20 protein-coding genes and 1 tRNA gene are annotated in these 25,568 nt (G+C 51.0%); 11 read left to right on the top strand and 10 right to left on the bottom strand.

The annotated features are described in order from the left end of the window. Positions 1-23: 23 nt before the first annotated feature. The 6 genes from NDA02_RS05775 to NDA02_RS05750 form a co-directional block, all read right to left on the bottom strand. The gene (locus tag NDA02_RS05775; RefSeq protein WP_348247902.1) at positions 24-890 is read right to left on the bottom strand and encodes a fructosamine kinase family protein; all 867 of its coding nucleotides are present in this window, start codon (positions 888-890) and stop codon (positions 24-26) included. Positions 891-931: 41 nt separating this feature from the next. Continuing rightward, on the bottom strand, positions 932-2,245 hold the full coding sequence (locus tag NDA02_RS05770; RefSeq protein WP_190794503.1) for a pitrilysin family protein: 1,314 nt from the start codon (positions 2,243-2,245) through the stop codon (positions 932-934). A 45-nt stretch (positions 2,246-2,290) separates the two neighbouring features. Beyond that, a complete protein-coding gene (locus NDA02_RS05765) occupies positions 2,291-3,364 on the bottom strand; it encodes a hypothetical protein (RefSeq protein WP_348254593.1) in 1,074 nt (357 codons plus the stop codon). A gap of 77 nt (positions 3,365-3,441) precedes the next feature. Then, entirely contained in the window at positions 3,442-4,053 is a 612-nt protein-coding gene (locus NDA02_RS05760; RefSeq protein WP_347277932.1) for a ParA family protein, read from the bottom strand. Positions 4,054-4,396: 343 nt separating this feature from the next. Continuing rightward, a complete protein-coding gene (locus NDA02_RS05755; protein ID WP_190794509.1) occupies positions 4,397-5,323 on the bottom strand; it encodes an alpha/beta hydrolase in 927 nt (308 codons plus the stop codon). Positions 5,324-5,462: 139 nt separating this feature from the next. After that, positions 5,463-5,705 (bottom strand): DDE transposase family protein, encoded by a 243-nt coding sequence (locus NDA02_RS05750; RefSeq protein ID WP_190794506.1) that lies wholly within the window; start codon positions 5,703-5,705, stop codon positions 5,463-5,465. Between the two features lie 100 nt (positions 5,706-5,805). Between NDA02_RS05750 and lepB the strand changes: the two genes are divergently transcribed. The 5 genes from lepB to NDA02_RS05725 all read left to right on the top strand — a co-directional run bounded on the left by lepB (position 5,806) and on the right by NDA02_RS05725 (position 16,312). Further along, a complete protein-coding gene (gene lepB, locus NDA02_RS05745) occupies positions 5,806-6,474 on the top strand; it encodes a signal peptidase I (RefSeq protein ID WP_190794507.1) in 669 nt (222 codons plus the stop codon). A 491-nt stretch (positions 6,475-6,965) separates the two neighbouring features. After that, positions 6,966-9,500: a tetratricopeptide repeat protein gene (locus NDA02_RS05740; RefSeq protein WP_348254591.1), complete on the top strand. Its 2,535-nt coding sequence runs from the start codon at positions 6,966-6,968 to the stop codon at positions 9,498-9,500. 305 nt (positions 9,501-9,805) lie between these two features. Further along, the gene (locus tag NDA02_RS05735; RefSeq protein WP_348254590.1) at positions 9,806-11,662 is read left to right on the top strand and encodes a YbaK/EbsC family protein; all 1,857 of its coding nucleotides are present in this window, start codon (positions 9,806-9,808) and stop codon (positions 11,660-11,662) included. Between the two features lie 382 nt (positions 11,663-12,044). Continuing rightward, positions 12,045-13,100: a glycosyltransferase family 2 protein gene (locus tag NDA02_RS05730; RefSeq protein ID WP_348247906.1), complete on the top strand. Its 1,056-nt coding sequence runs from the start codon at positions 12,045-12,047 to the stop codon at positions 13,098-13,100. 176 nt (positions 13,101-13,276) lie between these two features. Beyond that, on the top strand, positions 13,277-16,312 hold the full coding sequence (locus NDA02_RS05725; protein ID WP_348247907.1) for a PAS domain S-box protein: 3,036 nt from the start codon (positions 13,277-13,279) through the stop codon (positions 16,310-16,312). Between the two features lie 15 nt (positions 16,313-16,327). On the opposite strand, the gene NDA02_RS05720 is transcribed toward NDA02_RS05725, so the two are convergent. Then, positions 16,328-17,605: an FIST C-terminal domain-containing protein gene (locus tag NDA02_RS05720; protein ID WP_190792736.1), complete on the bottom strand. Its 1,278-nt coding sequence runs from the start codon at positions 17,603-17,605 to the stop codon at positions 16,328-16,330. A 435-nt stretch (positions 17,606-18,040) separates the two neighbouring features. Here NDA02_RS05720 and NDA02_RS05715 point away from each other — a divergent pair, with 435 nt between their 5' ends. The 4 genes from NDA02_RS05715 (at position 18,041) to NDA02_RS05700 (ending at position 20,428) form a co-directional block, all read left to right on the top strand. After that, positions 18,041-18,268 carry a Calvin cycle protein CP12 gene (locus NDA02_RS05715; protein WP_190792737.1) on the top strand — a complete coding sequence of 76 codons (228 nt, stop codon included), beginning with the start codon at positions 18,041-18,043 and terminating at the stop codon, positions 18,266-18,268. Between the two features lie 93 nt (positions 18,269-18,361). Beyond that, the gene (tsaE, locus tag NDA02_RS05710; RefSeq protein WP_190792738.1) at positions 18,362-18,883 is read left to right on the top strand and encodes a tRNA (adenosine(37)-N6)-threonylcarbamoyltransferase complex ATPase subunit type 1 TsaE; all 522 of its coding nucleotides are present in this window, start codon (positions 18,362-18,364) and stop codon (positions 18,881-18,883) included. 450 nt (positions 18,884-19,333) lie between these two features. Then, positions 19,334-20,089, top strand: coding sequence for an alpha/beta hydrolase (locus NDA02_RS05705; protein WP_190792739.1), 756 nt, complete (start codon positions 19,334-19,336; stop codon positions 20,087-20,089). Positions 20,090-20,209: 120 nt separating this feature from the next. Next, on the top strand, positions 20,210-20,428 hold the full coding sequence (locus NDA02_RS05700) for a hypothetical protein (protein WP_190792740.1): 219 nt from the start codon (positions 20,210-20,212) through the stop codon (positions 20,426-20,428). Between the two features lie 14 nt (positions 20,429-20,442). Here NDA02_RS05700 and NDA02_RS05695 read toward each other — a convergent pair. From NDA02_RS05695 to alr, 3 genes are all read right to left on the bottom strand, one after another. Continuing rightward, positions 20,443-20,534: transfer RNA gene (locus tag NDA02_RS05695), tRNA-Ser, on the bottom strand. 98 nt (positions 20,535-20,632) lie between these two features. Further along, complete coding sequence (locus NDA02_RS05690; protein WP_199296642.1) at positions 20,633-21,790, bottom strand: patatin-like phospholipase family protein; 1,158 nt, start codon at positions 21,788-21,790, stop codon at positions 20,633-20,635. A gap of 154 nt (positions 21,791-21,944) precedes the next feature. Next, positions 21,945-23,144, bottom strand: coding sequence for an alanine racemase (alr, locus tag NDA02_RS05685; protein ID WP_190792742.1), 1,200 nt, complete (start codon positions 23,142-23,144; stop codon positions 21,945-21,947). 154 nt (positions 23,145-23,298) lie between these two features. Between alr and NDA02_RS05680 the strand changes: the two genes are divergently transcribed. Then, positions 23,299-23,796, top strand: a complete 498-nt coding sequence (locus NDA02_RS05680) for an HNH endonuclease (protein ID WP_190792743.1) — start codon at positions 23,299-23,301, stop codon at positions 23,794-23,796. Positions 23,797-24,196: 400 nt separating this feature from the next. Next, positions 24,197-25,567 (top strand): bifunctional oligoribonuclease/PAP phosphatase NrnA, encoded by a 1,371-nt coding sequence (locus NDA02_RS05675; RefSeq protein ID WP_190790440.1) that lies wholly within the window; start codon positions 24,197-24,199, stop codon positions 25,565-25,567. Position 25,568 lies beyond the last annotated feature (1 nt).

The raw sequence follows: 25,568 nt of genomic DNA, 5'->3' as shown, positions 1-25,568 counted from the left end.
CGGCTGAAACCGATCGCTTCCATTTACGACAACAGCGATGCAATCATTTGATTTGCCTGGGATTCATAGCTGCCGCCGAACTGATTGAAGTGATTGAGAATGTGATACAGGTTATAGAAAATTTTGCGAGTTTTATACCCTGAATCGAGCGGAAAAGCCGCCTGGTAAGCACTGTAAAACCCGGTCGGGAAACTGCCAAAAAGCTGGCTCATGGCTAGATCCACTTCGCGATCGCCGTAATAGGTTGCCGGGTCAAGAATCACAGGCTCTCCCTCAAGCGTCACAGCGGCATTGCCTGTCCAGAGGTCGCCATGCACAAGAGAAGGCTGCGGATTATGTCCCGCCAGAATGTGGGGAACGGCAGCCAGCAGGCGATCTTGCTGGGGAAAACGTCCTCCTTTGCGGCGGGCAAGCTGAAACTGATAGCCCAACCGATGCTCGATCCAAAACTCGATCCAGCTTTGCGTCCACGAATTCATTTGGGGAACAAAGCCAATCGTATTATTTTGATGCCAGCCAAAGCCTTGAGCACTGGTGATGCGGTGCATTGCCGCCAGATTGCGCCCCATTGCCTCCCAGGTCGGCGGTTCACCGTAGCCTAAGTCTAGCCATTCCAGCACCAGATAGGCAGCGTTGCCACTCACTCCCCAGCAGAGTGGCTGCGGCACTCGAATCGTTCCCGTTTTGCCGATTTCCCGCAGTCCCAACGCCTCCGACTCAAACATGGCAAGCCGACTCGCCTGGTTTAGCTTGACGAAATAGGACTGTTCGCCGCCAGAAATCGCGTATGCCTGATTGACACTGCCGCCCCCGACCGATCGCTGGTGTGCCATCTGAAAGGGCTGATCAGTCACCTGAGAAATGTGGGCGGCAATTTCGTTCCACTGCATTGGAGTTCTAGCGGCACTGCTGACGGGATTGCTGACGGCACTTACGAAACGGTCGGCTTCATCACTACGGCACGATAGACATCCGGGTCGAGATAGCGTTGCGCTGCCCGCTGCAGATCGATCGCCTCTAGCGCCTGAATTTGTGCCGGATAGTCGAGTGCAGGAGCCAGATCGCCCAGAATTGCCTGGTAATAGCCGTAGAGACTGCCGCGATCGCTTGGCGTTTCGTTGGCGAAAATAAAGCGATTAGCAACCAGAGTGCGAATGCGCTCGATCTCAGATTCCTGGATCGGCTCGGTTTGAAGCTGGCGAATGTGCTGCTGCACAGCGGCTTCTACGGCTGGAATATTTTCAGTAGGAAGCTGGGCAGCGAGGTAGAACAAGCCCTGCTGCGTATAAGTCATATTGCTGACCGAGATGCTCGATACCAAGCCTCGCTCTTCGCGCAAATCCCGAATCAGGCGAGAAGTCCGTCCGCGTGCCAACACTGAAGCCAGCACATCCAGCGCATAGGTTTCAGCTAAATCCTCCATACCGGGAACGCGCCACATCATCACCAGACGCGCCTGCTGCAAGCCGTCGTCTTCAAATTCCTGACGGCTGACTTCGGTAAAGGGGGCTTCGGGGGAGTGGGAGAGGAGATGGGGGCTGGGAACTGTGGGCGTGGGAGAATTGCTGGATTGAGCTGCTTCAAAGCCTTCGGCAACAATTTCGATCAGGCGATCGACGGGCAGGTTCCCTACAACAACGGCGGTCATCGACTGAGGACGATACCAGGTTGCGTGGAAGTCGCGCATTTGCTGCGGTTTCAAGTTTTCGATGACACTGGCAGGTCCAAGAACGGGACGGCGATAGGGCAGGCGATCGAATCCTGCCTCGATCGATCGGGCGTAGGTGCGGCGACGAGGATTGTCTTCAGAGCGGCGAATTTCTTCCAGAACGACCATTCGCTCCCGCTCAAAGGCATCATCTGGGATGGCAGCATTCAGCACAACTTCAATCTGGAGTGGAGCCAGGGCAGCAAAGTCTTGAGGGGCACAGGTAATGTAGTAGTAGGTGTAGTCCTGGCTGGTTGCTGCATTGGTGGCTGCGCCGCGCTGCTCGACTTCTCGTTCAAACACACCGCTCTGCAACCGCTGCGTGCCTTTAAAGATCATGTGCTCCAAGAAGTGAGCCATGCCATTGATTTCGTCAGTTTCGATCGCAGAACCAATCCCCACCCAGAGACTCAGATTCACCGCATCGACGGGCATTTGCTCGGCAACGATTGTCAGTCCACTGGACAATTGATGAACGGTAGGCGCATTCAGGGGTGCGTTAAGACCGGAGGAGGAACTGATGAGGGTTGAGGTCATGAAGCTTCACGTTCGCTAATACTGGCTCTATCTATCTTAACGATCTCAATCCACCCAGCCCATGTCCGTTTCGCTCAGCTTCTTGTCTTCCTTTTGCGGCGTTGACATCGGTGGCAGGGAGGCGGGTCGGATCGGGTGGTCGAGAATGCGGCGAAGTTCCTGCTGGTGTCGGCTGGGCGGCGCGAGTTTGCCTGCATCTTCGTTGGAAGCGGGCATCTTGAACTGGACTGGCTTGGACTCTAGCTCGGGTTCAGCCGCGTTAGAAGGCGCTGGAACGATCGGCGCACCGGATTTACTGATAGCAGACTGAGGCGGGATTGGTTGTGATTCTCCCGCTTTAACATAGTGAAGATGGGCAGTCGGAGCCACACCATTCGTTGCTGTGCCAGCGGTTTCCTTACGGGTGTCCTGTTGCTTACGGGTGTCCTGTTCCTTGCTGGCGTACTTCGCGTCAACGGGTTTGACGTTGATTTCCGAAAGCTTGAGAATGACTTGTCGGGCTTCTTCCAGTTCAGCTCTGAGCGATTTAGACTGCTGCATCTCCGCTTGAAGCTGGTCGATTACAGACTGCTGCCGCTTCACTTCTGCCTGAAGGTGATCGATCTGCTGGTCAAAGCTTTCTTTCTGTTGCTGAGCCGTTTCGAGCTGAGTTTTGAGTTCGGCGATCGTGGTTTCGAGTTCTGCTTTGGTGGGGCTATTGCGTCGAGCAGACTGGGCAGCAGCTACCTCAGCGGTTGCATCTTGCTGATTCTGCTGGCTGGGATGAACGCCGAGGCGAAGTGGTTCTCCCTGGGGGGCGGTTGTTTTGGCTTCAGCAGGGGTTTCGGGACTTGCCTTACTTATGGCTGAATCGGCTGAGTCGATCGTCGGCTGACTCGAAGCAGGCAATTTTTCAGGTGGCTTGGCTGGCTTCGCCCCGGTTGATTTTGCTGACTGATCTGCTGACTGATTTGCCGACTCGTTCGATGGCTCGTTTGCCGACTCATTGGATGACTGATTTGCCGGCTCGTTCGACGGCTCGTTTGATGGTTCAGAAGAAGGCTCAGCCGCTTGCCCTGCCTTATCTGCCGATTTATTGACTTCGTCCCGCAGTAAATCCGAAAGCCGCTTCTTTGCCATAGTTGCCTCCAATCCCTTCAAATTCTAGCCTTTGCCGCCTACTCCAGATGCAAATTTTATCAATAATCATGCTCACATCATGCCCAATCCCGCTGCACTTCCTCCGCAACGCGCCGATAGTCTGCCTCTGCTTCTCGCCCGTTTTTGCCGCGCCACTGAATGACAGACTGCGCCTCTAATGCCGCTCGTTCGTGTGCTTTGTACGCTCGAATAAACGCATGACAGGCAGGAATGCCCATTTCGAGCAGCGTATTTTGTGCCTCCAGAGCTTCCCCCAGACTGCGGGGATCAACGCGAGTAAGCAGCACCCGATGGGGAACTTGAGCCGGAATCACCGTGCGCTTCACCGTTTCGATCAGGGCAGACAGATCCATTGGGGCAGGCGGGGTCGGTAAAAGCAAATAATCGGCTGCCGGAATCACTGCCATCAGAGATTCGGAGTCCAGCGCGGGTCGGGTATCCACGACAATCAGCTCGTAATCCTTGACGCGCCGCAGTCCTGTTAGCAGAGTAGGGTCGGCTTCCTGCGACAAATCAAATCCCAAACTGCGCTGACTGCGCTCCACCCACCAGCTTGCTGATCCCTGCGGATCGGCATCTACTAGCAGCACCCGAAACCTTTCTGCAAATACTGCCGCCAGGTTAATTGCTGTTGTTGTTTTACCCACGCCGCCCTTACCATTCAGGATGACCAATACTTTCGGAGCAAATGGCGGAGCAGACGACTTCACAGCAGCATTCCTCGATCGCTCAGACAGGGGGAGCTTTAACAATATCACGACACAGGGCAGGAACATTCGCCCGTTAAGAGGATGTTTGAAGCTGCGAGGAAGCGACCTGAACCGCCCCCCAAATTCCCATCCGTGGGGAACTTTGAGCCGGAAGAGAGCATGAAATCCCTCGAAATTTTCGAGATTGAGGAACTTTGAACCGAATTCTGAACCGCATCCTGAAGCGGAAGTGTCTCATGGGTCGGGGATTGGGGGCAAACGCAGGACTATGGGGACTCCTGAACCATTCACCCTGAAACATTTACTCAGGCTCCAGGAATTTCAAAATATGGGCGGCGGTTAACTGTGGCTGCTCTAGATGCGGCACATGACCACAGCGATCGATCCAGACCAGACGACTTTGGGGAATTGCCTGGTGCAAGCGAGTTGCATCTTTGATGCCCAAAATGCGATCGTTCTTGCCCCACAGAATCAGCGTTGGCGGCTGAAGCTGGGCAAGCTGCCTGCGAAACGAACGGTAGCCCCCGCTCTGCGTAAAGGCAATCAAAGCATTTTGCCAGTGGGGATGCTCCAGGTGCAGTGCCGCACAGGATAGGGCATCGTCGGTGACAAACTGGGGATCAGCGTAAGCCTTCAGGCTGACATCGCGACGCACCTTCGGACTTCGCAAAAAATTAGTCGCCCACCTGCCTATTGGCTCAATTAGGAATTTGCCGATCGGCGGACCTGCCGAATAGCCTGCACTATCAATCAGCACCAGCCGCGACACTGCTTCTGGATAAGTCAGGGCAAAATCGATCGCAGCCGCGCCCCCCATCGAAGCCCCCACCAGCACCATCGGCTGACCGATCAGCGTTTTCCAGGTGTAATAAAAATGAGTCTTGATTGCCGCTGCGCTAAAGGGAATTCCCGCCGGACGATCGGTAAATCCAAACCCCAGCAAATCGATCGCCCAGGTGTCTTCGTGTTCTGCAAGCAGCGGCAGCAACCGCCGGAACTCAAACACAGAGCTGTCAAATCCGTGGAGTAACACGATCGGCTGATTTCTGGTCTGTTTGCCTTTTCGATAAACAAACGCCGTCTCGATTATCCCTATAGGGAACTGCGAAGCAACCGGCTCTGGCTGAAGCGGGGTTTCGATGCCTTGAACGTAGATGGATTGGGCGAGGGCGATCGAAGTGGGTTCGGTGAGTTGGGCAATGGGGAGGTTGAGCGATCGAAAGGACATAGGGGCAGCAAAAATGGCGAGTAAACCAATAATGGGGTGAATGAGCGGGTGAATCATCCGGGGAATCGTCCGGTGAATGATTAGCAAAGCGGCAATCAGTTCTTTACTAGGGCTGGCTCTTTACTGGGACTGACACTTTTTACTGAGGTTGACACTTTCCAGCCCGGATCAGCCCCACCCGACGGGCGATCGCTTCGCCCTGGGACTGAAACGGTCCCCATTTCTCGTGATCAGACCAATTCGCAAACTCAGAAGCTTCGGCAACAGAGAGAATTTGGCAGACTCCGCTCGGCTGTTTGACAATGTACCACTGTTCTAAATTTTGTTTTGAGTTTGCCTGCTCCGAGGGAGCTGTTGAATCGCCCGACGCTGAACTTGCCATAATTTACGGCTCTCCTGGGAATACGGTTAAAAAAATTGTAAGGTTGGGATGGTCTCTCGATCGAGAGAAATTCGCTCTATCTATTGGCTTCTGAATCCCGATGGCTTCTGAATCGCAAAACGTTCCCCCCAATGCTCAATCCGCCAACACTGAAGCTTCTGTTAAGAAGCAGTCTGGCTCGTGGTGGTCGCGCCTCTCGAAAGGACAGCGAGACAACGTGCAAATTTTAGGCATCGCGCTGGTGCTGGCGATCGTGATTCGGCTATTTGTAGCAGAGCCGCGCTACATTCCCTCGGATTCGATGCTGCCTACCCTGCAAATTGGCGATCGGCTCGTGGTAGAGAAAATTGCTTATCGGTTTCGATCGCCCCAGCACGGAGAGATTGTCGTTTTTGACCCGCCGCTCCAGCTTCAGCAGTTTGGTTATGCGCCTGATAAGGCATTTATCAAGCGGGTGATTGGCACACCGGGAGACATCGTGCAAGTGACGCAGGGCAATGTTTTAATCAACGGTCAATCCCTGACCGAAGCCTACCTTGCCGAGCCGCCTGCCTACGAAATGCCATCAGTACGCGTTCCTGCAGACCAGTTTTTTGTGATGGGTGACAACCGCAACAACAGTAATGATTCTCACGTCTGGGGCTTTTTGCCGCGTCAGAATATTATCGGTCGTGCAATCTTCTGCTTTTTCCCGTTCGATCGTCTCGGCTTTTTGCAAGTCCCCGCTACGGAAAGCACTCCTCCCTTGCAGGAGGGGCAGACCGGCTGATCCAAAAAGTAGGTTTGATTTCTGGATTTTCAACAGCCATTGTTGTAGGGAATAAGCATCCCGGATCACTCGTAGAGCTGATTTTGTATTCCGCTTATTTTGATTTATTTCGATCGCTAATCAGTCTTTCGATCGAGATGTTCCTCCAGGGACGTTTCACAAAATGTTCCTCAAAGTTCGTAGACTCATGCTTGGCAATGGGATTACCTGTGTCCCAAGGCTTGCTTTTCTGTAACTTTTTAGTGTCCGAGCACGATTCACGCTTTAATTCACGCACAATTCAATTTACAGTGTTCATCTGAATTCATCGTTTGATTTCACCCTCCCCTCAGAAATGCTCGACTCGGAGACAACCCTAAAGATTTTCCCCGGAGACGCCGCCTGTCTACGCGATCACCCGCGAGAATAAAAGAAGCCAAACAGTAAGCAAATGTCTTTGCTCTTGCGATCGCTTTTCCAGCATTGCCGCCTGAATCAGGGAGTTAATCAAAATGCAGTTTGATCTAGCAAACGGGTTAGAACCCGATCGATTCGACAAATCAACGGCTGATGAACAAGGAGAACCCTGGCAGGGACAGGCGATCGTTGAACGTGAAATTCAGCCGCGTCGAACCGGACAAGTTTACTTCAATAGTGCCTGGTGGCTAGCTCGCTGTCCTCAAAATCTCAGCATTGCCGCAGGCGAAATTGTGGATGTGATTCGTAGAAACGGCACAACGCTCATTGTCGAACCCGCCTTTTTGCTGAAGCCTTCGCGATCGGGGCTAGAAAAGATCCTTCAGGTCAGCGAACAGCTCTATATGCAGCAGGATGACGCGCTCGATAGTCCCACCGATTGCCCCACCGTGATTCGATCGGCACTGGGCAACACTGCCCTCGACACCTGGCAGCGGCTGATGCAGCGCAAACCGCTCTACATTGAAACGTTTAAGCAGTGCTGCCAACTGCTTCAGCTCGACTGGCGCAAAGTCGCGGGTTATGGCAGCCATCTCACTCTGCCCCAGCGTCCTGCCTCGATCGCGGTGGCAAGCATTAGCTTTGTTGGACGTGCCCGCGCCATGAGCGACCTGGAAGAACTGCGGCAAAAAGGCGCAAAGGCAATCTTAATTCTGGGAGAAGGGGGGCTGGGAAAAACCACACTGGCATCGGAATTTTTGCGGCAGCATCACTTCACGCTGAAGCTAGAAGGCTGGATGGCAAAGGAAAGCCAGAACTTAATCCCGGCAGAAATGCTGGTGCAGGAATGGCTGCAACGCTACTTCCAAGAAGACCCAACGGCCGATTTTCGCCTGGCACTCGAGCGGCTGCGGCAAAAGCTGCGCCAGCAATCGGTGGGAATTTTGATCGATAACTTTGAGACGGCACTCGACCGCAGCGGTCATTTGCTTAAGCCTCACCGCAATTACGTTGCTCTGCTGGAAGTGCTGACCGATCCGGCCGCACAGTCAATCACACTGATTACCAGCCGCGAACCTGTCCATGAAGCAACGGTGAACCTGCATCCTTATGTTTTGCCGCAGCTTGATCTCTCTGCCTGGGCACAGTTTTTTGAGCATCAGCACATCCCGCCCGACCTCACTTCGCTGGAGCAAATGCACGGGGCATATCGCGGCAATGCCAAAGCAATGACCATCCTCAGCAGCGCGGTACGGCTTGACTATGAAGGCGACCTCACCGCCTACTGGCAGGCACACCAGGACGATTTGCTGTGCGAAACTGATTTGCAGGATCTCATTGCCAGCCACTTCGATCGCCTTCAGCAGCTTTACCCGGAAGCCTATCGCCTGCTTTGTCGCCTGGGCTGCTACCGCTTTCAAGATATCGCCACCCTGCCTCCCGAAGGCATGATTGGTCTCTTATGGGACGCACCCGAAGAGCAGCATGGGCGAATTCTGCGCTGTTTGCGCGACTGGTTTTTGGTGGAATCGCATCACGGCGAGTATCGGCTGCATCCGGCAATTCAGGCAGAGTCGATCGCCCGACTCAAAGCAAGTCCAGACTGGCAACTGGTAAATCAGCAGGCGGCTCTGTTTTGGACGGCACGGGTGAGAACCATTCGGACGATCGAGGACGCACTGACAGCCCTAGAAGCTTACTATCACTGCTTGCAAATCAACGACGATGAAGCAGCAGCCAGAGTAATTTTGCATCGGCGACATAGCCCCTGGGAACCGGAAGAATCTTTGGGCGTGGCTGCCTATCGAATTGGCATTTTGCAGCGCATGACCAGCGCAATCGAGCAAATTATCGATCGGGTTCAGCCAGGCTACGTCCTCAGCCAACTCTACAACCATCTGGGCGATTTGTACTGGTTTACCGGACGAATTCAGCAGGCGATGCAGTGTCACGAAAAATCCAGAGCGATCGCCGTAGAGTATGACCTTAGAAGTTTGGAAATCCTGGCTTTATTTAATACTGGACTGTGCCAGATCGAGCTGTGGGAACTGAAAGAGGCAGCGCATTTGTTTGAGCAGGTGCAGGAACTCGCGTTCCATACCGAGTGTCATCTGTACGCAGTGGGTTCCTGGTTTTGTCTCGCGTATCTGCATTCCTGCTTTCATCAACCGCAAATCGCCCGTCAATATATGCAAAAGGTGCTGAGCGAGTTTGAAATTTTTCACGGCACAAGCTGGGGATACGGCTACAGCCTCATCTTCCTGGGACTCACGTATCAAAATCTGGGCGAACCCGATCGCGCCCTCAAAATGTATCGACTCGCACAAGAATTCGCCGAGCAAAGCCGCTACGTTCTCGTGCAGGCAAAAGCATTGAACGGCATGGCAGTGATCGAACGATCGAAGGGACAGTTTCAAACCGGGATCGCCCACCTGCGCAACGCCCGCAGCTTGCTCGACCAGATTGGCGCAAAAGCAGATCTGGCAGAAGTTTACTATCAGCTTGGGCTGACCTATCAAAAAATGCGGCTCGTGGAGGAAAGCCAGGCAAGTTTTACAATGGCGATCGAGCTTTACCAGAAGATGCACGCGCCGAGGCAAATCGAAAAGGTACGAAAGATGCTGAGTTAGAAGGCTTGCAATTCATGAATAGATTTGAGATCGAGAGGATGCTTGAAAAGTCACGATCGTTATTCGAACTAGCTTGTAGTAGGCTTTCAACCCTGGAGATTTCCCTAGCCCTTCTTAAAAGCCAATCTTTCCTGCCTCTCCTTCAAGATTCAAAGTTTTCCAAAATTAGGGAGTTGAGGAGATACAACGCAGCACCTTAATTACTTCTCAAGAATTGCTCCTCAAGCAGCCTCTAAAAAGACCTTACCCAATCAAATTTTAGAAAAACACTGTTCCCTTTCCATCCAAGACTGATATTAAACATAATGCTCTCTCAAAGTCCACTTGAAATACAGGTCAATGTTGCTCATATTGTCTCAACCATTCGGGCAAAATTTGAAGAAGAAGGATTAACCAATCGATTCTTTGAAGTCAAGCCTTACCATTCCTCAGTCAAAGACAATTCCGGCACAAATGGGCTCTTAGGGCTAGACGCAAGCAACTGCATTCTGCTGGAATTTGCTCAGCCGTATGATGAGTTTTCGGAAATTTATCGGTCTAGAGTTTATCGACTGCTGATTATTTTTAGCTTGTATCAGGAAACGCAGTTTGAATTTGCGCTGCGCCGATCGATCAAAGGACTACAATACCGGGACAATATCGATCGAGTTACGCTGTGGTCAATGGTATCAGTTGACTCAGAAATCGTGCAAATTCTGAAGCAGGACAACACAGATTTAATTTTTATTGATATTCCCGAAGTCGATGAAATTAGGCATACACGATCATTTAATTATTTTGTGCCGCTACCCGGAAACAATCAGCAGTATTCGCTTATTGTCAATGTGGTTGCAGAACGGCTCATTAAACGCTTAAAGAAAATGTTTCATCTGGTGCTGTCAGAAGTGGCTGCCCCAATTTATGACAAACACTACTACAACACCAAGATTGCCACCCGCGAGACGATGAGCTATGAGGAAGATTTGCTCAATGAGCTAATCCGAAAGCTGAGAGCAGAAAATCGAGGCGAAGTGGCGATCGATGTGGGATGCGGCACGGGGCGGCACAGCTTCACGCTCTACAGACATTTTGAATCGGTCTACAGCTACGATTTTTCGCCGAATATGATCGCGCAGGCAAACTCGATCAAGCGCGAAAAAGACATTCGCAATATCTTCTTTTCGGTCAACGATTTTGAGTACGAGCGGCTGAATGACGAAGCGCAATTTTACGGCAGATGTGATCTTGTGATTGCCAGCTTTGGCATGGGCAGTTTTATTGAAGATACGGCTTCGATGCTGCGTCGCTTTTACGAGTGGCTAAAACCGGGAGGCTACATTTTCCTGTCGTTCTACAATGCCAATGCCATTACGCTCAAAGTCACACCAAACTGGCGCGATACAGCTCTTGTCGCTCAAATTGATAAAGAAAACAATTCGCTCGAAGTACAGCTCACCGAAAAAACCCGATTTAACATTTTCTGCAAGCTGTTTGACGAAGGCGTTGAAGGCGAAATTAACAAAATTTTTGATATCAAATCGATCGTCACCTACCCGATGATCATGGCACTGCTACCAAACAATATGCTGGAAGATGCCGAAGCCAGCAATGCTTTTATTCATGCCGATCGCGTTCTGTCAGAAAATCCCAGAAGTCAGAACGGCTACTATGCATTTGTCACGGCTCAGAAAGCATATCGAGAAGTCAACGGCTATATCAATGTTGAACGCATTCTAAAACAATATCAGGCAGAATATAGTGTTGAAGAACACGAGCCTGTGCTGTCAATGGAAGAAGTGAAACAGCAAATTGGCTACTTTCCAAACTGCATGATTAAAACGATCGTCTTTAACAACCGCAAAACTGGAGAATTTATTGTTATTCTGCTTCAGTCTGAAAAACGAATCAACAAAAGCCAGGTTGCGGCTCAGCTTCGCGTCAGTCCCCACCACCTGAAATTTGCCACCGAAAAAGAAGTGCTGGAGCTGGGATTTCCGATCGGCGGCATTGCGCCCTTTGGCTTTCAAGCAACCACTCCGCTGCTCACTTTTGTAGATGCGGCGATCGTTGGGCATTCCTGCGAGTGGTTTTACACAGGGATTGGTGACAATCGTAAAACGTTAAAAATTCGCAAAGCAGATTTCTTGAGAATTATTGAACAATATCGGGCGATCGAGCTTTAGGTTTACACAAACATAATTCATATCCGTGTCTTATTGGCTGTGTCTTAGTGACTAAGGACAGGGTGCAGAAGCAAGAGCGAACCTAGTTCTACAGAGCAACGCTATACAAAATCAACTTTAAAATTAAGTAATGCCGGAAGCAGATTCCTCGAACTTCTTAAATTGGAGTTTGAGTTGTAATGGTTTGATAAAGTAGCTGCAAGCTGCCGCTGTTCAAGCTAAGGGCTCAAGCTAGAATCGCGGTGCTTACAGGGTTCGCTATACATAAGAGCTTTCCATCCTAATCTCATCTAGGAAAAAAACAAGTCAGAGACAGTTTATCTAGGGAAGATTCATCTAGATAAACCGACACATCTAACTTTTGCTTCTGGCTCGACTATTCTTGATTACACTCCTGACCGGCTTCAAAGCTTCAGTAAATTGCAATGTCACCAGTAATCTATTTCTATCAGGTTCTATCATGAGTATCTTGTTGTCAGTTTGCATTCCAACGTTTAATCGAGCAGGCGAATTAGACCGTCAACTTGCCTGGCTAGAAGAGGAAATCAAAGGGTTTGAGTCCGAATGTGAAGTGATTGTTTCTGATAACTGCTCTGAAGATCAAACCCCAGCAATATTTGAAAAGTGGCGTCCTCGTTTCAATAAAGTCGTTTTTAAGACCAATCGAAACGCTGAAAATCTTGGATGGATGCGAAACTTCCAATACTTGCTAAATCAAGCTTCTGGAAAATATGTATGGATTGTTGGGGATGATGATCCAATTCAACCTGGAACGCTTGCTTATGTGTTGAATTCTCTTAAGTCTAAGCCAGGCTTATCCCTAATTTTCCTCAATTTCTTCGGTCGGCTTAAGCAAACTGGCGAAGTACACCTCCAGCATTATTTGCCAACGAACCTGGAGGAAAATTGGAGAGATGGCAAAGCAGTTTTTGAGAAATGCCTTGAGGAAGATATTGGAGCAGTCATTTTTATCACTTCAACAATTTTTCAAACCGAATACGTCCGAGCTGCGCTTGAAATGTGGCCCGGTAGCCTGGAAAACTGGGCTGGATTAGCCTACTGGGCTGGAAATTGTGCAGTTCACGGCGGCGTTCTGGTCACTAAAGAAAACTTCGTAGAATGTACGTTGGGAGCAAGCAATTGGGGAAAAGAGCCCCAACAGTGGTTTTACACAATTTATCGGGATATCCCTGCTGTTTACAACAAGCTCAAGGAACTAGGACTCTCTCGAAAAGTCTGCAATCGCAAAATCTTGCAGTTAACGAGTGAAAGACTATTACCCAACTATGTATTGAGCAATCTAAAATATTTGCTCTGGTGTTTCAAGTCGTTTTTCAGGCAATCTTTCCCAATCTTTTTCTCGTACTTGTTGATTTCAGCCGTAGCCCTAGTAGAGGTTTCTTTGAGGACTGAGCAAAAGCGTACAAAAGCCACTTAAAAAGAAGTTGCACGAGACCTACCGCACGAGACCTGATTGCTGTCGAGCCGGAGTTTTAGAACTGTTAGAAAACTTGCTTAAGGGGCATTCTAAGCAGTAACTCAATCTACTCCAACCTGGTCAGGGCAGGAGGCGATCGATCATCTGCCTATCAGCTTCTCAGCTCTAAAATTCCTATGCCGGACAACACTCGTTCTCCATACGAAACGGCTGACCCTACCCCCTGTAGCAATAACCCGATCGGGAGTGTGGCAGCCAATCTAGTCGCTGCTACAACGGGACGAAAACTGTCTGATACCCTGTTCCGGCAACTGTTCGATGAATCTGCAGATGCGATGCTGCTTCTAGAAGATGGGGAGGTCATTGACTGTAACCAAGCGGCAGTCAAGATGATGCGGTGCAGCAGCAAAGAGGAGCTGCTATCTCTTCAGTTTTCCCAAATGTCCCCCGAATGTCAGCCTGACGGGCAGTCGTCTCAGGCAAAAGCAAGAGAGATGTTCGCCGCAATGGCGGATCAGCGCAGTCAATGGTTCGAGTGGATGCATCGTCGAGTCGATGGCGAGGATTTCTGGGTAGAGGTGCTGCTGACCAAAATTGAGATCGATGGGCGAGAAATTTTCCATACGACCTGGCGTGAAATTAAGGATCGCAAACGGGCTGAAGCCGAACTGCGGGAACAAGCGCGATTGCTTCGCAGTATGTATGAAGCGGTCGAGCACAGCATCACGATGGTAAACGTGCTGGAAGATGGCGAGTTCCGCTTTGTCGGCTGGAATCCTGCAACTGAGAGAAGCGCCGGAATTCCCAGCGAAGCGATCGTCGGCAAGACCCCGGAAGAGCTGATGGGTCAGGAGCATGGGGCAGTCGTGCGGCACGATTACCAGCGATGCCTGGAGGCAGGAACTCCAATCACTTACGAGGAGTATCTTCCGCTTGGCGGGCGCGACTTTTGGTGGCTTACGACGCTCAATCCTCTGAAAGACGATCGCGGCAGAATTCACCGCATTGTTGTCACCGCGTTTGACATCACCGATCGCAAAATCGCTGAAGCCGCCCTTCAGCAAGCAGAATCCCACTACCGCAGTATTTTTGAAACCATCAACGATGGTATTGTTATCACGGATCTGGAAACCGGCAAAGTGGTTTCGGTCAATCCCGCAGCCTGTAGGATGCACGGCTACACCGCCGAGGAGTTTGTCGAGCTTCGTCCCTCTGAGTTGGTGCATCAGGACACTTTGCCAGAGTTTTTTCAGTTTGTTGAAACCATCAGGGCAGGAAAGCCGTTCTTCTGCACAGGAATTGACCTGCACAAAGATGGCAGCTCTATCGATGTTGAAGTGACAAGTGTTCCTTTTCGATACAGGGATAAGCCGCACGCTCTGTCAATCATCAGGGATATTGGCGATCGCAAAGCGGCTGAACAGGCGCAGGCAAGACTCACTGCGATTCTAGAAGCTACCTCTGACCTGATTGGTATTGCCGATATGCAGGGACGAGTCCTTTATATAAACCGTGCCGGACAGCGTTTGCTGGAGATTCCGCCAGCAGAAGCCCCAATGGGACTGCCGATCTCAACGATTCTTACCGAGGATTCCAAGCAGATTGTGCTGGAGCAGGGCATCCCGATCGCGATTCAGCAGGGCATTTGGCAGGGGGAATCCACTCACTTAAGCCGCAGTGGACGAGAAATTCCTGTCTCGCAGGTGATTATTGCCCACAAAGCCGCCGATGGAACTCCCGAATATCTTTCAACGATCGTGCGCGACATCACCGAGCAAAAACAGGCAGAAGTCGCCCTACAGCAAAGGGCACAGCGCGAACAACTCCTTAATTGCATCACCAGTCAGGTTCGCTGTTCGCTCAACTTTGACATTATTTTGACGACTGCGGTTGAGGAAATTCGTAGCTTTATGCAGGTCGATTCCTGCTCGTTTGCCTGGTACTGCCCCGATGCAGAAGAGCCTTACTGGGAAGTGGTCAAACAGGCTACCGCAGAAGCCCAGCCCAGCCTGCTAGGCCGCTATCCGGTTGCGGCGCTCGGTTCCCTGGCAGAACAGCTATTTGTTTTAGATACGGTTTGTATTGAAGATGTACACCAAGTTGGAGACCCAGTAGTTCGGCAACTCTTTAATGATTTGGGCTACGCAGCATCGCTAAACTTGCCAATGCAGATCCCTTCAGGATTAATTGGGGTGATGAACTGTCAAAACCGATCGCCCCGCTGCTGGACGGATGACGAGGTAAAGCTGTTGCAGGCAGTCATGGAGCAGTTGACGATCGCCCTGAACCAGGCAGAACTCTATGACCAGAGCCAGACCAAAGCACAAGAGCTAGAGCTAGCCCTACAAAAACTCCAGCATACCCAACTGCAAATGATCCAGAGCGAAAAAATGTCTTCTCTGGGCCAACTGGTCGCCGGAATTGCCCACGAAATCAACAACCCGGTGAACTTTATCTATGGCAATCTGTTTCCGGCTGAACAGTATATGCAGGACTTGCTTGAGCTGATTCACACCTACCAAGCCCACTATCCCAACCCGTTGCCGGCAATTCAAAACACGGTTGAGGCGATCGATTTGGCGTTTGTGGAGAGCGACCTACCCCGGCTCCTGTCTTCGATCAGAATGGGAGCCGAGCGCATTCGCCAGATCGTCAGCTCTCTCCGAACTTTTTCCCGTTTGGATGAAGCCGAATGCAAAGCAGTAGACATCCATGAAGGCATTGACAGCACACTGGTCATCCTCGAAAACCGCCTCAAAGCCACCTCAGAGCATCCCGGCATTCGGGTGATTAAGCAATATGGCGATTTACCGCTGGTTGAATGCTACGCTGGACAGCTCAATCAGGTCTTCATGAATATTCTTGTGAATGCTTTAGATGCTTTAGAAGAACACGATCAGCACCGATCGCACCAGGAGATCGATCAAGCTTCCAGCAGCATCGTGATCCGCACTCAGAAAATTGACCCCGATCGAGTGGCAGTTCATATTGCAGATAACGGTCCAGGAATGCCCGAAGCGGTAAAACAGCGCATCTTCGATCCCTTTTTCACCACAAAACCGATCGGTAAAGGCACAGGCATCGGAATGTCGATCAGCTACCAGATCATCACCGAAAATCACGGCGGCACAATCCACTGCTTTTCAACTCCTCAACAAGGCACAGAACTCATCATCGAAATCCCCCTAAAACAAACCACCCTCCTTTCCTGACCTCCCATCTACTCCCTACACCCTACTCGACGGACGACAAATTCCAAACACCGACGTATAACCGTGTAAAAACGTTGTGCCCCCTACGGGACCAATCTCCCCATTACAAAAGAATCCGCTCAGGGGAATGTGCTGCATATAGCGGCTAAAAAGCTGAGAGTCAAAATTAGGCTGATTGTAAAGCCCCTCACCCCGCCCGACACAGGAGAACATCAGCGCACCCATTGGTGAAGGCTGCTGAGTTCGCTGGGTTTGCATTTGATAGCGTTCGAGCAGCAGCTGCAAATCATCGCCTGATGTTTTGGCATCGCGCAGGTGAAACTGAATTCGCTGCCCCGGACGCACTCGATCGCCTACCGCAATTGCCCCCGTCCGAGGATCAACGCCCAGCAGATTCCGAATTAAAAAGTCGCCCTGCTCTGGGTTTTGCTTAAACGCGCTTTGCGCCACGCCGATATAAAGCGAATGCTGTGCCAGCTCTCGATCGTCTTCACTCAAGGTTTGCAGCAAGTCCTGAAGCACTTCGAGCGGTGCCCGGGGTTGTCCTGCTCGACTTCCTCCTAGAAGGAGCGGCTCCACGTCATCCATTTGCGCTTCGACCTTCAGCACGATATTGCGCTCTGCTTCAACAATTCGGTGCAGTTGACCGATTGGACGACAGCCCTGAGCCACGATCGTTTCCAGCACAATGTCTCCACTCAACGCCACGCCCACAATGCCTTCCTGATGGCGGCGATAGTTGCAAAACAGCCCGCTTGCCCCTGCGAACGCTGTCACGCTTGCCAGCCCGCCCACTTTGACTGCGCCCGGATAGGCAAAATCCAGCCCTTGCAGCAGCTCATTTACCCCAGAAGCCATCGGCGAGGCAAGCAGCAAAAATTGCGGCTGCTCCTGAGGCGGCACGCCAATTAGATTAATCCAGGTATCGGGCGGACTATCCAGGTCAGGCAAATCTTCAACCGATAAATGAAACGCCTTGACCTTGACTCCCGGAAGGTGTGCCAGCGTCAAATTCAGAGCAGCATCCCCTTCGACTTCCTGAATCTGCCCGGACGGATTTACACCAATCACACCGCCACCGCTACAGCCAATCAGAGCTGGCACGTTCAAATGCTCCTGCAACAGCGGCATCAGACGCGAGTATTCGCTGGCAAACGCCGAAGAAATGAAGACGATCGCCAGATCTGCGGTTGCCTGAAGCTGCTGGGTTGCTTGCTCGATGACATCATGTACCGCTTGCTCTAGAGACGGTCGGGTGGATAAAGCACTCGCCCACTTCATCGATTGCATCATGGGATGACTCAGTATAAGCGATAGAAATCTTTGACTTAATTAATAATGATGAATCACACGAAAGCGTTGAAAACCTGCTCTCAGTCTAGCGGCAAAGCGGAACGGTAAAGCAGTTCGCTCGAATTTCGTATCTAAGCGAACCAGAATCTCATTTGCGTCAAGGTATGATGACAGGGATGTGCTTATCCGTACTGGCACTTTGCCCGTCTACGCACACCACAAGCCGAACCTTTTGTCGGTTTGTCTTGAAACCTGTCCACAAACCTTAAGAAATAACGTGATCCTTTTGGGAAAAGCAGATCTCATGCGTAAGTAGGAGTAGGCGCTTACCTAAAAGACACTCGAAAGGATGATCTGGTGCAGCAGAGGATCAGGTTAAGCTAAATGTATAAAGCTCTGCACACGAAATAGAACCCAGTTTAGCTGAGTAGAATTATGAGCAATATCCAAGACGAAATTCAAAAAGAGCGTGATGAAGCTCGCACAGTTTGCGAGGTAAAAGGAGATGGTTCTGCCGAGTGTGCCGCTGCCTGGGATGCAGTTGAGGAACTGCAAGCAGAGGCATCTCACCAACGTCAAAAAGAAGCTCCCCAACAAACCTCTTTCCAGCAATACTGCGACGCTAACCCTGAAGCGGATGAATGCCGGGTTTACGACAACTAGCTTGCTTGCTAATTTGCTTTAGCGGCAATTAACTTCATCTCTATTTTGAGGGGCATCCACCTGGGTGCCCTTAATTATTTTCTCTGGTTTTTTATGATCGAATCCCTCACCCTCCTGCTGCCAGACGCAGCCGCAACTTATCAGCTCGGTCATCTTCTGGGACGATCGCTGCCTGCGGGAACGATTCTGCTGCTTCAGGGCAATCTTGGCAGCGGCAAAACAACCCTGGTTCAGGGTTTAGGTGAGAGTCTGGGTATTGCTGAAGCGATCGTCAGCCCCACCTTTACACTAATTAGCGAATATTCAGAGGGGCGCATCCCGCTCTACCATCTTGATCTTTATCGCCTTGACCCGACCGAAGTCGAAGTCCTGCATGTAGAAAGCTATTGGGATGGGCTGGAGTTTCCGCTGGGCATTGTGGCGATCGAATGGGCAGAGCGGTTGCCCGAACTCCCGTTAGAGTATTTGCGAATTGAACTTGCCCCAACTGAGCAGGGCAGCAGAACGGCTCACCTTAACGCGATCAGCCCAGCAGGAAAGTTCCAGAACGGATTTTCCCTGGGTTTACTTCAGCCTGCCCTTCAGCCATTTTTGGCACGTTCACAGAATGGATAAAGCTCGTGAGCGGAAGCACCATTATTGAAAATTGAAATGAGCTGCTGATAGGTTGCCTGAGCAAGCCTCAGAACTCCTAGCAGCAAATGATGCCCCGATAAGCACCTGATAATGCAAACCAAGTTCCCGTATTGAACAGGCTTCGCATGCCTGCCAGCCCTTTCCCTTCTTTTGAAAGGGGCGGGGGAAAATCTGACCGGAACGCTCATTCCTCGCCTTTTAGACATCCTCCTGGCATTAGATTCCTGTTAATTTTTTAGATCCTCCACGATCGCTTTCCAAATCCAGCAACTGAGGTCATTTTTGGATTTGCTTAATAATACTTAATATCATCTTATTGCGAATGATTCTAAACTAGCTCTCGTCAAAGCTTGTTGAGAAATATACTCAATAAGCGAACACCGTCCTCTCTTCTATTCATTCTCTCTTCTATTCATAAGGAAGCCCTCCATGTCTCTCTTTCCTGATGCCCTTTGGTTAAATGTCAGTCCTGCCTTCCAAGGCTTCAATCGCCCTCTTCTAAATCATTTATCTCAACACGCCGCGATTGGACACTGGGAATATGCTCAGGATCTAGATGAACCCACTTCTTTAGACACTGCGCTAGTGCTGCTGCATGATTATTTGAAACATCACAATCGCCCAATTCACCTGCTGGGACACAGCACAGGCGGACTGCTGGGATTACTCTATGCGCGTCAACATCCAGAGCGAGTGCGATCGCTCACATTGCTCTCGGTTGGCGTTAATCCTACGATCGATTGGCAGATGCATTACTATACTCAGCGTCGTCTGCTTCCCTGCGATCAGCAAAGAATTCTCAGACAAATGGTGCATGGGTTGCTGGGCTGTCCATCAAAGGACGTGACGGAGACTTTTGTAAAACTCCTAGAGCAAGACTTATATCAATCCCTTTCGCCGCATAGCTTGTTTCGGTCAACGCACTTGTTACCCATTTCTGTATCTGTACCGCTTCTAGTCTGCGGCAGCGTGGATGATATGGTTATTGATCCCAATCAGCTTCGAGACTGGCAGCAGTATTTTGATCAATCCATTTCTCGTCTCTGGATTTGTCCGGGTGGGCGTTATTTCTTTCATTACTTTTATGCTCAACTTGTTAGTGAACAGATTGCCAATTTTTGGGGAGCGGCAGCCTTACACCAGCGTTCAGTGATATCCGAGGAACTGCTTGATCTGGGCGTATAAATTCGGCGTATAAACTCAATGCCAACAAGTTCAAGGTCAACAAGCCAAGTATCAACAAGCTGTTTCTGATTGAACAACCGAGGTTTATCCAGATCTTTGCCCAGATCTTTGTCTAAATTTTTGTCCAGAGCAGTCTATGTAAATTACATCTACAGTCTCGATCGCTTCTTTTTGTCCTCTGTTGATTTGAATGACTTTAATCTGGATGACTTAAGTAAAACAGAAGACCGCACCCCTGCGCAGGGCAGCACTTCAACAGTCAAGAATCCCAGTCAGGCTTCGATCGCTTTCGCCAAGCCAACGACGAGCGCATCCAGCGAAACTGGGGTTAGAAACTGACTCTAAAAACTGGACGGAGAGGGAGGGATTCGAACCCTCGGTACGGAGTTACCTGCCGTACAACAGATTAGCAATCTGCCGCTTTCGACCACTCAGCCACCTCTCCAGGCTGACGAAACCTTAGTATATCAGATTCTACTGCAATCGATCGGTTTCTAGCCCTTAAATCAATCTATGATTCAACCAAGATTCATGGATAATGATCTATGATCGTGCTGCGTATTCCTGGCGGCACTCAACCGGATCGAACCCTCGGCGGCGCAGATGTTCATCCCAGTTCCAGGGCGGTTGTCCGGTGGAGGCGTTGCCCAGCAAAAAGTCCTTCATCGCCAGGTAGCCTATGCGGTAAAGAACACGCTTTTTGTCGTCGCCTAAATTAAACTCGGTTGCCGTAACCTGTGCATCGGTGACATCGATATCAATGACGCGGTCTTGCTTGCCCTGACCCAGGTGGTACTGATCCCTGGCAACCATCATTGTGCTGAACATGGCACGCAGCACATCAAACGGTCCCGTAATCGGTTTGCCCTGCTGATTGTTGCGATGCACGAGCCGTAAGCCAAACGTGGGCCAGCGCGGGCAGATTTGCTGAGTTTTGCCGGGCTTAAAGTCGTAGATCCACAGGGGAAAATTGCTGAGAATGCCGCCGTCCACGATTTTGGAGCCGCCCAGTTTGCCCGCTTCAAAAAAGAGTGGAATGCTCATTGAAAGCCGCACTGCTTCGGCAATTTCAAACTCGCCCGGATCGCGATAGCCCCGTTGCTCTTCCACGTTCGGCAAATCGTCTGGCAAAACTAGCATCTCGCCTCTCGAAATATCCGAGGTTACGACTTTAAGCTCACGCATGACGCCGTCGCTCGATTGCTCCTTTAAGCTAGAAAAGCTGGTCAATCCCTGTTTTCGCAGCATTCCTGCCATCCAGCGGCGAAATGGCTCTCCCGAATACTGCCCCGATTTGCCTGCAAGCTGAAGCCACAGAATCAGCCAGAGCGGATGGCTCAAATCGTCTGCTGGGTTGCCGTTAAGGATCAGCGAACTGGTTTTCTCAGTCAGAAATTCCATAAAGTTCATGCTGCCAATGATTTTTTCTAGATGATCGATCTGGAAATTAGCAGCCACGAGAGCAGCCGTAATGGCTCCAGCCGAGGTTCCGGCAACTTTGCGCCAAGATAGCCCCACATCTGCACAACAACGCAGTGCGCCCAGAAATGCAATCCCTCGAACCCCGCCACCCTCAAACACGCCATCGATGTAAATTTGCCCATTTGGGGCGGGAGGTGGCATCCGCTCCAGGATCGAAGCCTTTTCGGCTGCGGTAATTCGGAGTCCCGGTTCCTGCAAAATCTGATTAGTATCCAGCATTGCCATCGCTCTCCTTGTTGAAAAACACCCAGCTTAGAAGTACCGCAAAATGAGCCGATTCTCACGCTTGCGACTAGCATAGGTGCTGATACAGAGCGATCGACCACCGTTCCGGTGACTTTCGATGTGGAGTTTATAGAGCGGGTGTGAAGTTTTATTCCAGAACTGAAATCTCAGATTGGCATTCAGACGAAGACCCGATTGAAATGCGAGGCAGGCGGTGCTTAAAGCTGCACAGAATCTCCCAAGAAATTGTGTTTAGGCGGTTTGCCCAGTCGTCGGCAGTAATGCGATCGTCTCCGTCTTGTCCCAGCAGCGTCACGACTTCCCCTTCGCGCAGGTTAGGAATGGCACTCACATCGAGCATGAGCTGATCCATTGTAATTGCGCCGATTTGAGGGACTCGCTTGCCGCGGATCAGCACTTCAATCCGGTTCGACAAATTGCGCGGCACTCCGTCTGCATAGCCGATTCCTACAACCGCCAGCAGCATATCGCGATCGGCAATGTACTGATAGCCATAGCTGACTCCAGTTCCGGCGGTAATTGGTTTGACCTGCGTAACACGTGCCTTGACCTGCATCACCGGCTGAAGGTCGATCGTCTTTTGTAAATGGGGCGCAGGATAGAGTCCGTAGATTGCCAGCCCGACTCGCACCAGATCGTAGTGCAAGCCAGGGTCAACCAAGGTCGCAGCTGAGTTAGCAAAATGCAGACGAGGCGGTTGAATCTGGATCGATCGAAGCTGGGCGATCGCTTTCCGGTATCGCTGATGCTGAAGCTGCATGATGGTCGGATCAGGACTGTCTGCCGTCGCCAAGTGGGAATAAACGCTGGCAGTTTCAAGCTGGGGCAAACGTGCGACAAGCTGCCCAAACTCTGCTGCCTGCTGCCAGGGCATTCCCAAACGAGACATCCCAGTATCGATCTTGAGATGCACCGGAATCGGGCGATGACCTTCCTCGGCAAGCGTTTCGGCAAACACCAATGCCTGCTTCGAAGTACAAAGGGTAGGCTGAAGTCGCCACTGTGCCACGGCGCGAATTTCTTCCGGAGTATTCGTCGCGCCCAGCAGCAGAATTGGAGCTTTGATCCCAGCCTGCCGCAGCTCAATACCTTCCGGGATCGTGGCAACTCCCAGCCAGCTCGCCCCATGCCCAAGCACCGATCGCGCCACAGTGACGGCTCCATGCCCGTAGGCGTCAGCTTTCACGACAGCCATAAGTGCTGTTTGGGGCGACAGTTTTCGCTGAATTTGCCGGACGTTGTGCCCCAGTGCGTTCAGATCAATCTCAACCCAGGCCCGATCGCGCCGTAGGGTTGCCAGATCGGGAGAAAGTTCCCAGCTCAGCATGATGATTCACTCCTCTTGCTCACACCTCAGTCATCACTTAGTTCACGCCACCACCAACAATCCCAGGATTCCCTCTTGACAAAACATCACTATCTACCTTCCATCTGTGCCAATATGTTACTATCTGTGAAACCTTCTGAATCAGATTCTGTCAATGGGCAAGGTTCTTGTATTGAACGCCTCTTACGAACCGCTCAACATCACGAGCTGGAGACGGGCAGTGGTCTTACTGATTAAAGGGAAAGCAGAGCAGGTCGAACACAATGGTAAAGTTGTGTACTCCGAAATGCCTCTGCCGACGGTAATTCGGCTGCGCCACTATGTCCGAGTTCCCTATAAAGAAATTCCCCTAACTCGTCGCAATATCCTGCATCGGGACAGCCATTCCTGTCAATACTGCGGCTATACGGGCGATGAGCTAACATTAGATCATGTGATCCCTCGATCGCGGGGCGGCGGTGATTCCTGGGAAAACATTGTGACTGCCTGTGTGCGATGCAATGTGAAAAAAGGCAATCGCACTCCGAAGGAAGCCAGTATGCCGCTGAGAAACGAGCCGCACAAGCCTTACAGCGGGCTGTATTTTGAAGTGACGAAACACATAAAAAGTGGTCTTCACAAAGAATGGCAAAAATATGTTATTGGCACTTAAACCCCTGGCTGTGAGGAAGCACCGGGGGTTTTTGGCAAGAAGCTGAGCAGCCGAAAAACTAATTCCAGAGAAACTAATCCCAGGAAGTAGGACTAAAAGGAGGACTGCAAGGACAATAGACTGCAAGCGGATTTCGATCGCCTTCTCTCATCATCTACCTGGGATTCTCTACCGAGGCATTGCCCTAAGCCCGACACAAGCCTGACAGACCACCAGTCTATTTCCACGGATTTCTCACGCTCCATCAAAAGATGGAATCTTAGAAGGCACGATGCCGTAGCTACGTTTTTTTGCAAAGATCTAAACTAAGGTTCCAACCTTAACCGCTTTTTAAGCTGACCTGCTTTCGCTGAGGGATAGACAAACGGCAGTGTCAGTATATTTTTCACCCTCGCCCAATATGCAGCAATTGAATTCGCCTAAACCCTACGACGGTTCGCTGTTGATGACTGAAAGTGCCACTGTTGATTCTGAGCGAGAACTGCCAAAAGCAGAATCGCCTAAACCTGCCGACCACGTAGCGATGCCGTCACGATCGTCGGTGCAAAGCAGCTCCAATTCTGGGGTAATTTCCATGTCCCCAGCCCATTCAGGCTCAGGTAGCTCTGGACGGGAAGCAAGAGCGGCTCAAAATGGTCTAACCCCTCAGGGATGGCGCGTTACCGAACAGCGCACCGAGGCGCTACGGCGACTGCTCGACCAGCACCGGGGCGAACGCCATTTGGTTCTTCTGCAAGACTTTCCCGACCCAGATGCCCTTTCAGGAGCCTGGGCTTATCGCCTGATCTCAGAGCAGTTTGATATCACCTGTGAGATTGTGTACGCGGGAACGCTGAGCCACCAGGAAAACATTGCCTTGGTGCGCCTGACCGGATTGCCTGCCCAACGTTGCTCTGGTCAAGCTCTAAAGGAAAAAAACCTCTCTCATTACCACGGCTGCGTCCTGATTGACAACCAGGGCACAACCACGCAGTTTATGCCGCTAGTGCAGCAGGCAAACTTGCCCATCATTGCCGTAATTGACCACCACACAAGCCAGGGTGAGCTAAAGGCAGAATTTATCGATCTGCGTCCTCAAACCCGCGCCACTGCCACAATCTTTACCCAATACTTGCAAGCCGGACTGCTGAAGCTCGACAGCAGCAACAGCGACCATATTAAGTGTGCTACTGCCTTAATGCACGGCATTCGATCGGACACGAATCGGCTAATGCAGGCGCAAGAAGAAGACTTCCTGGCAGCCGGATACCTGAGCCGCTATTACGATTCGCAGCTTTTGAACTCGGTGCTGCAAGCCTCGCGATCGAAGCGGGTGATGGACGTCATCGAACGATCACTGCGTAACCGCGTTCTGCAAAACAACTTCTCGATCGCGGGTGTGGGCTATTTACGGTATGACGATCGTGACGCAATCCCTCAAGCGGCGGATTTTCTGGTAACTGAGGAAAACGTGCATACCGCCGTTGTCTATGGGATTGTCCACGACGAAGACGAAGATCTAGAGGTGGTGATTGGTTCGCTCCGCACCAATAAAATCACCCTTGATCCCGACGAGTTCATCAAAGAAGCCTTCGGGCAAGATACCCACGGACGGTTCTTTGGCGGCGGGCGATCGATGGCAGGCGGATTCGAGATCCCGATGGGCTTCCTCTCTGGGTTTAACGAAAACGCCGAATACACTCGTATGAAGTGGGAAGTTTACGACGCGCAAATCAAGCAAAAGCTTTATCGCCTAGTGAATCCTGAGAACGGCATGATTCGCACGGTTTAAC

Source organism: Leptolyngbya sp. ST-U4, assembly GCF_039962215.1.
GTDB lineage: Bacteria > Cyanobacteriota > Cyanobacteriia > Elainellales > Elainellaceae > Leptolyngbya_A.
Note: the sequence above shows the minus strand (reverse complement) of the source record. Positions and strands in the feature narration are given on the sequence as shown.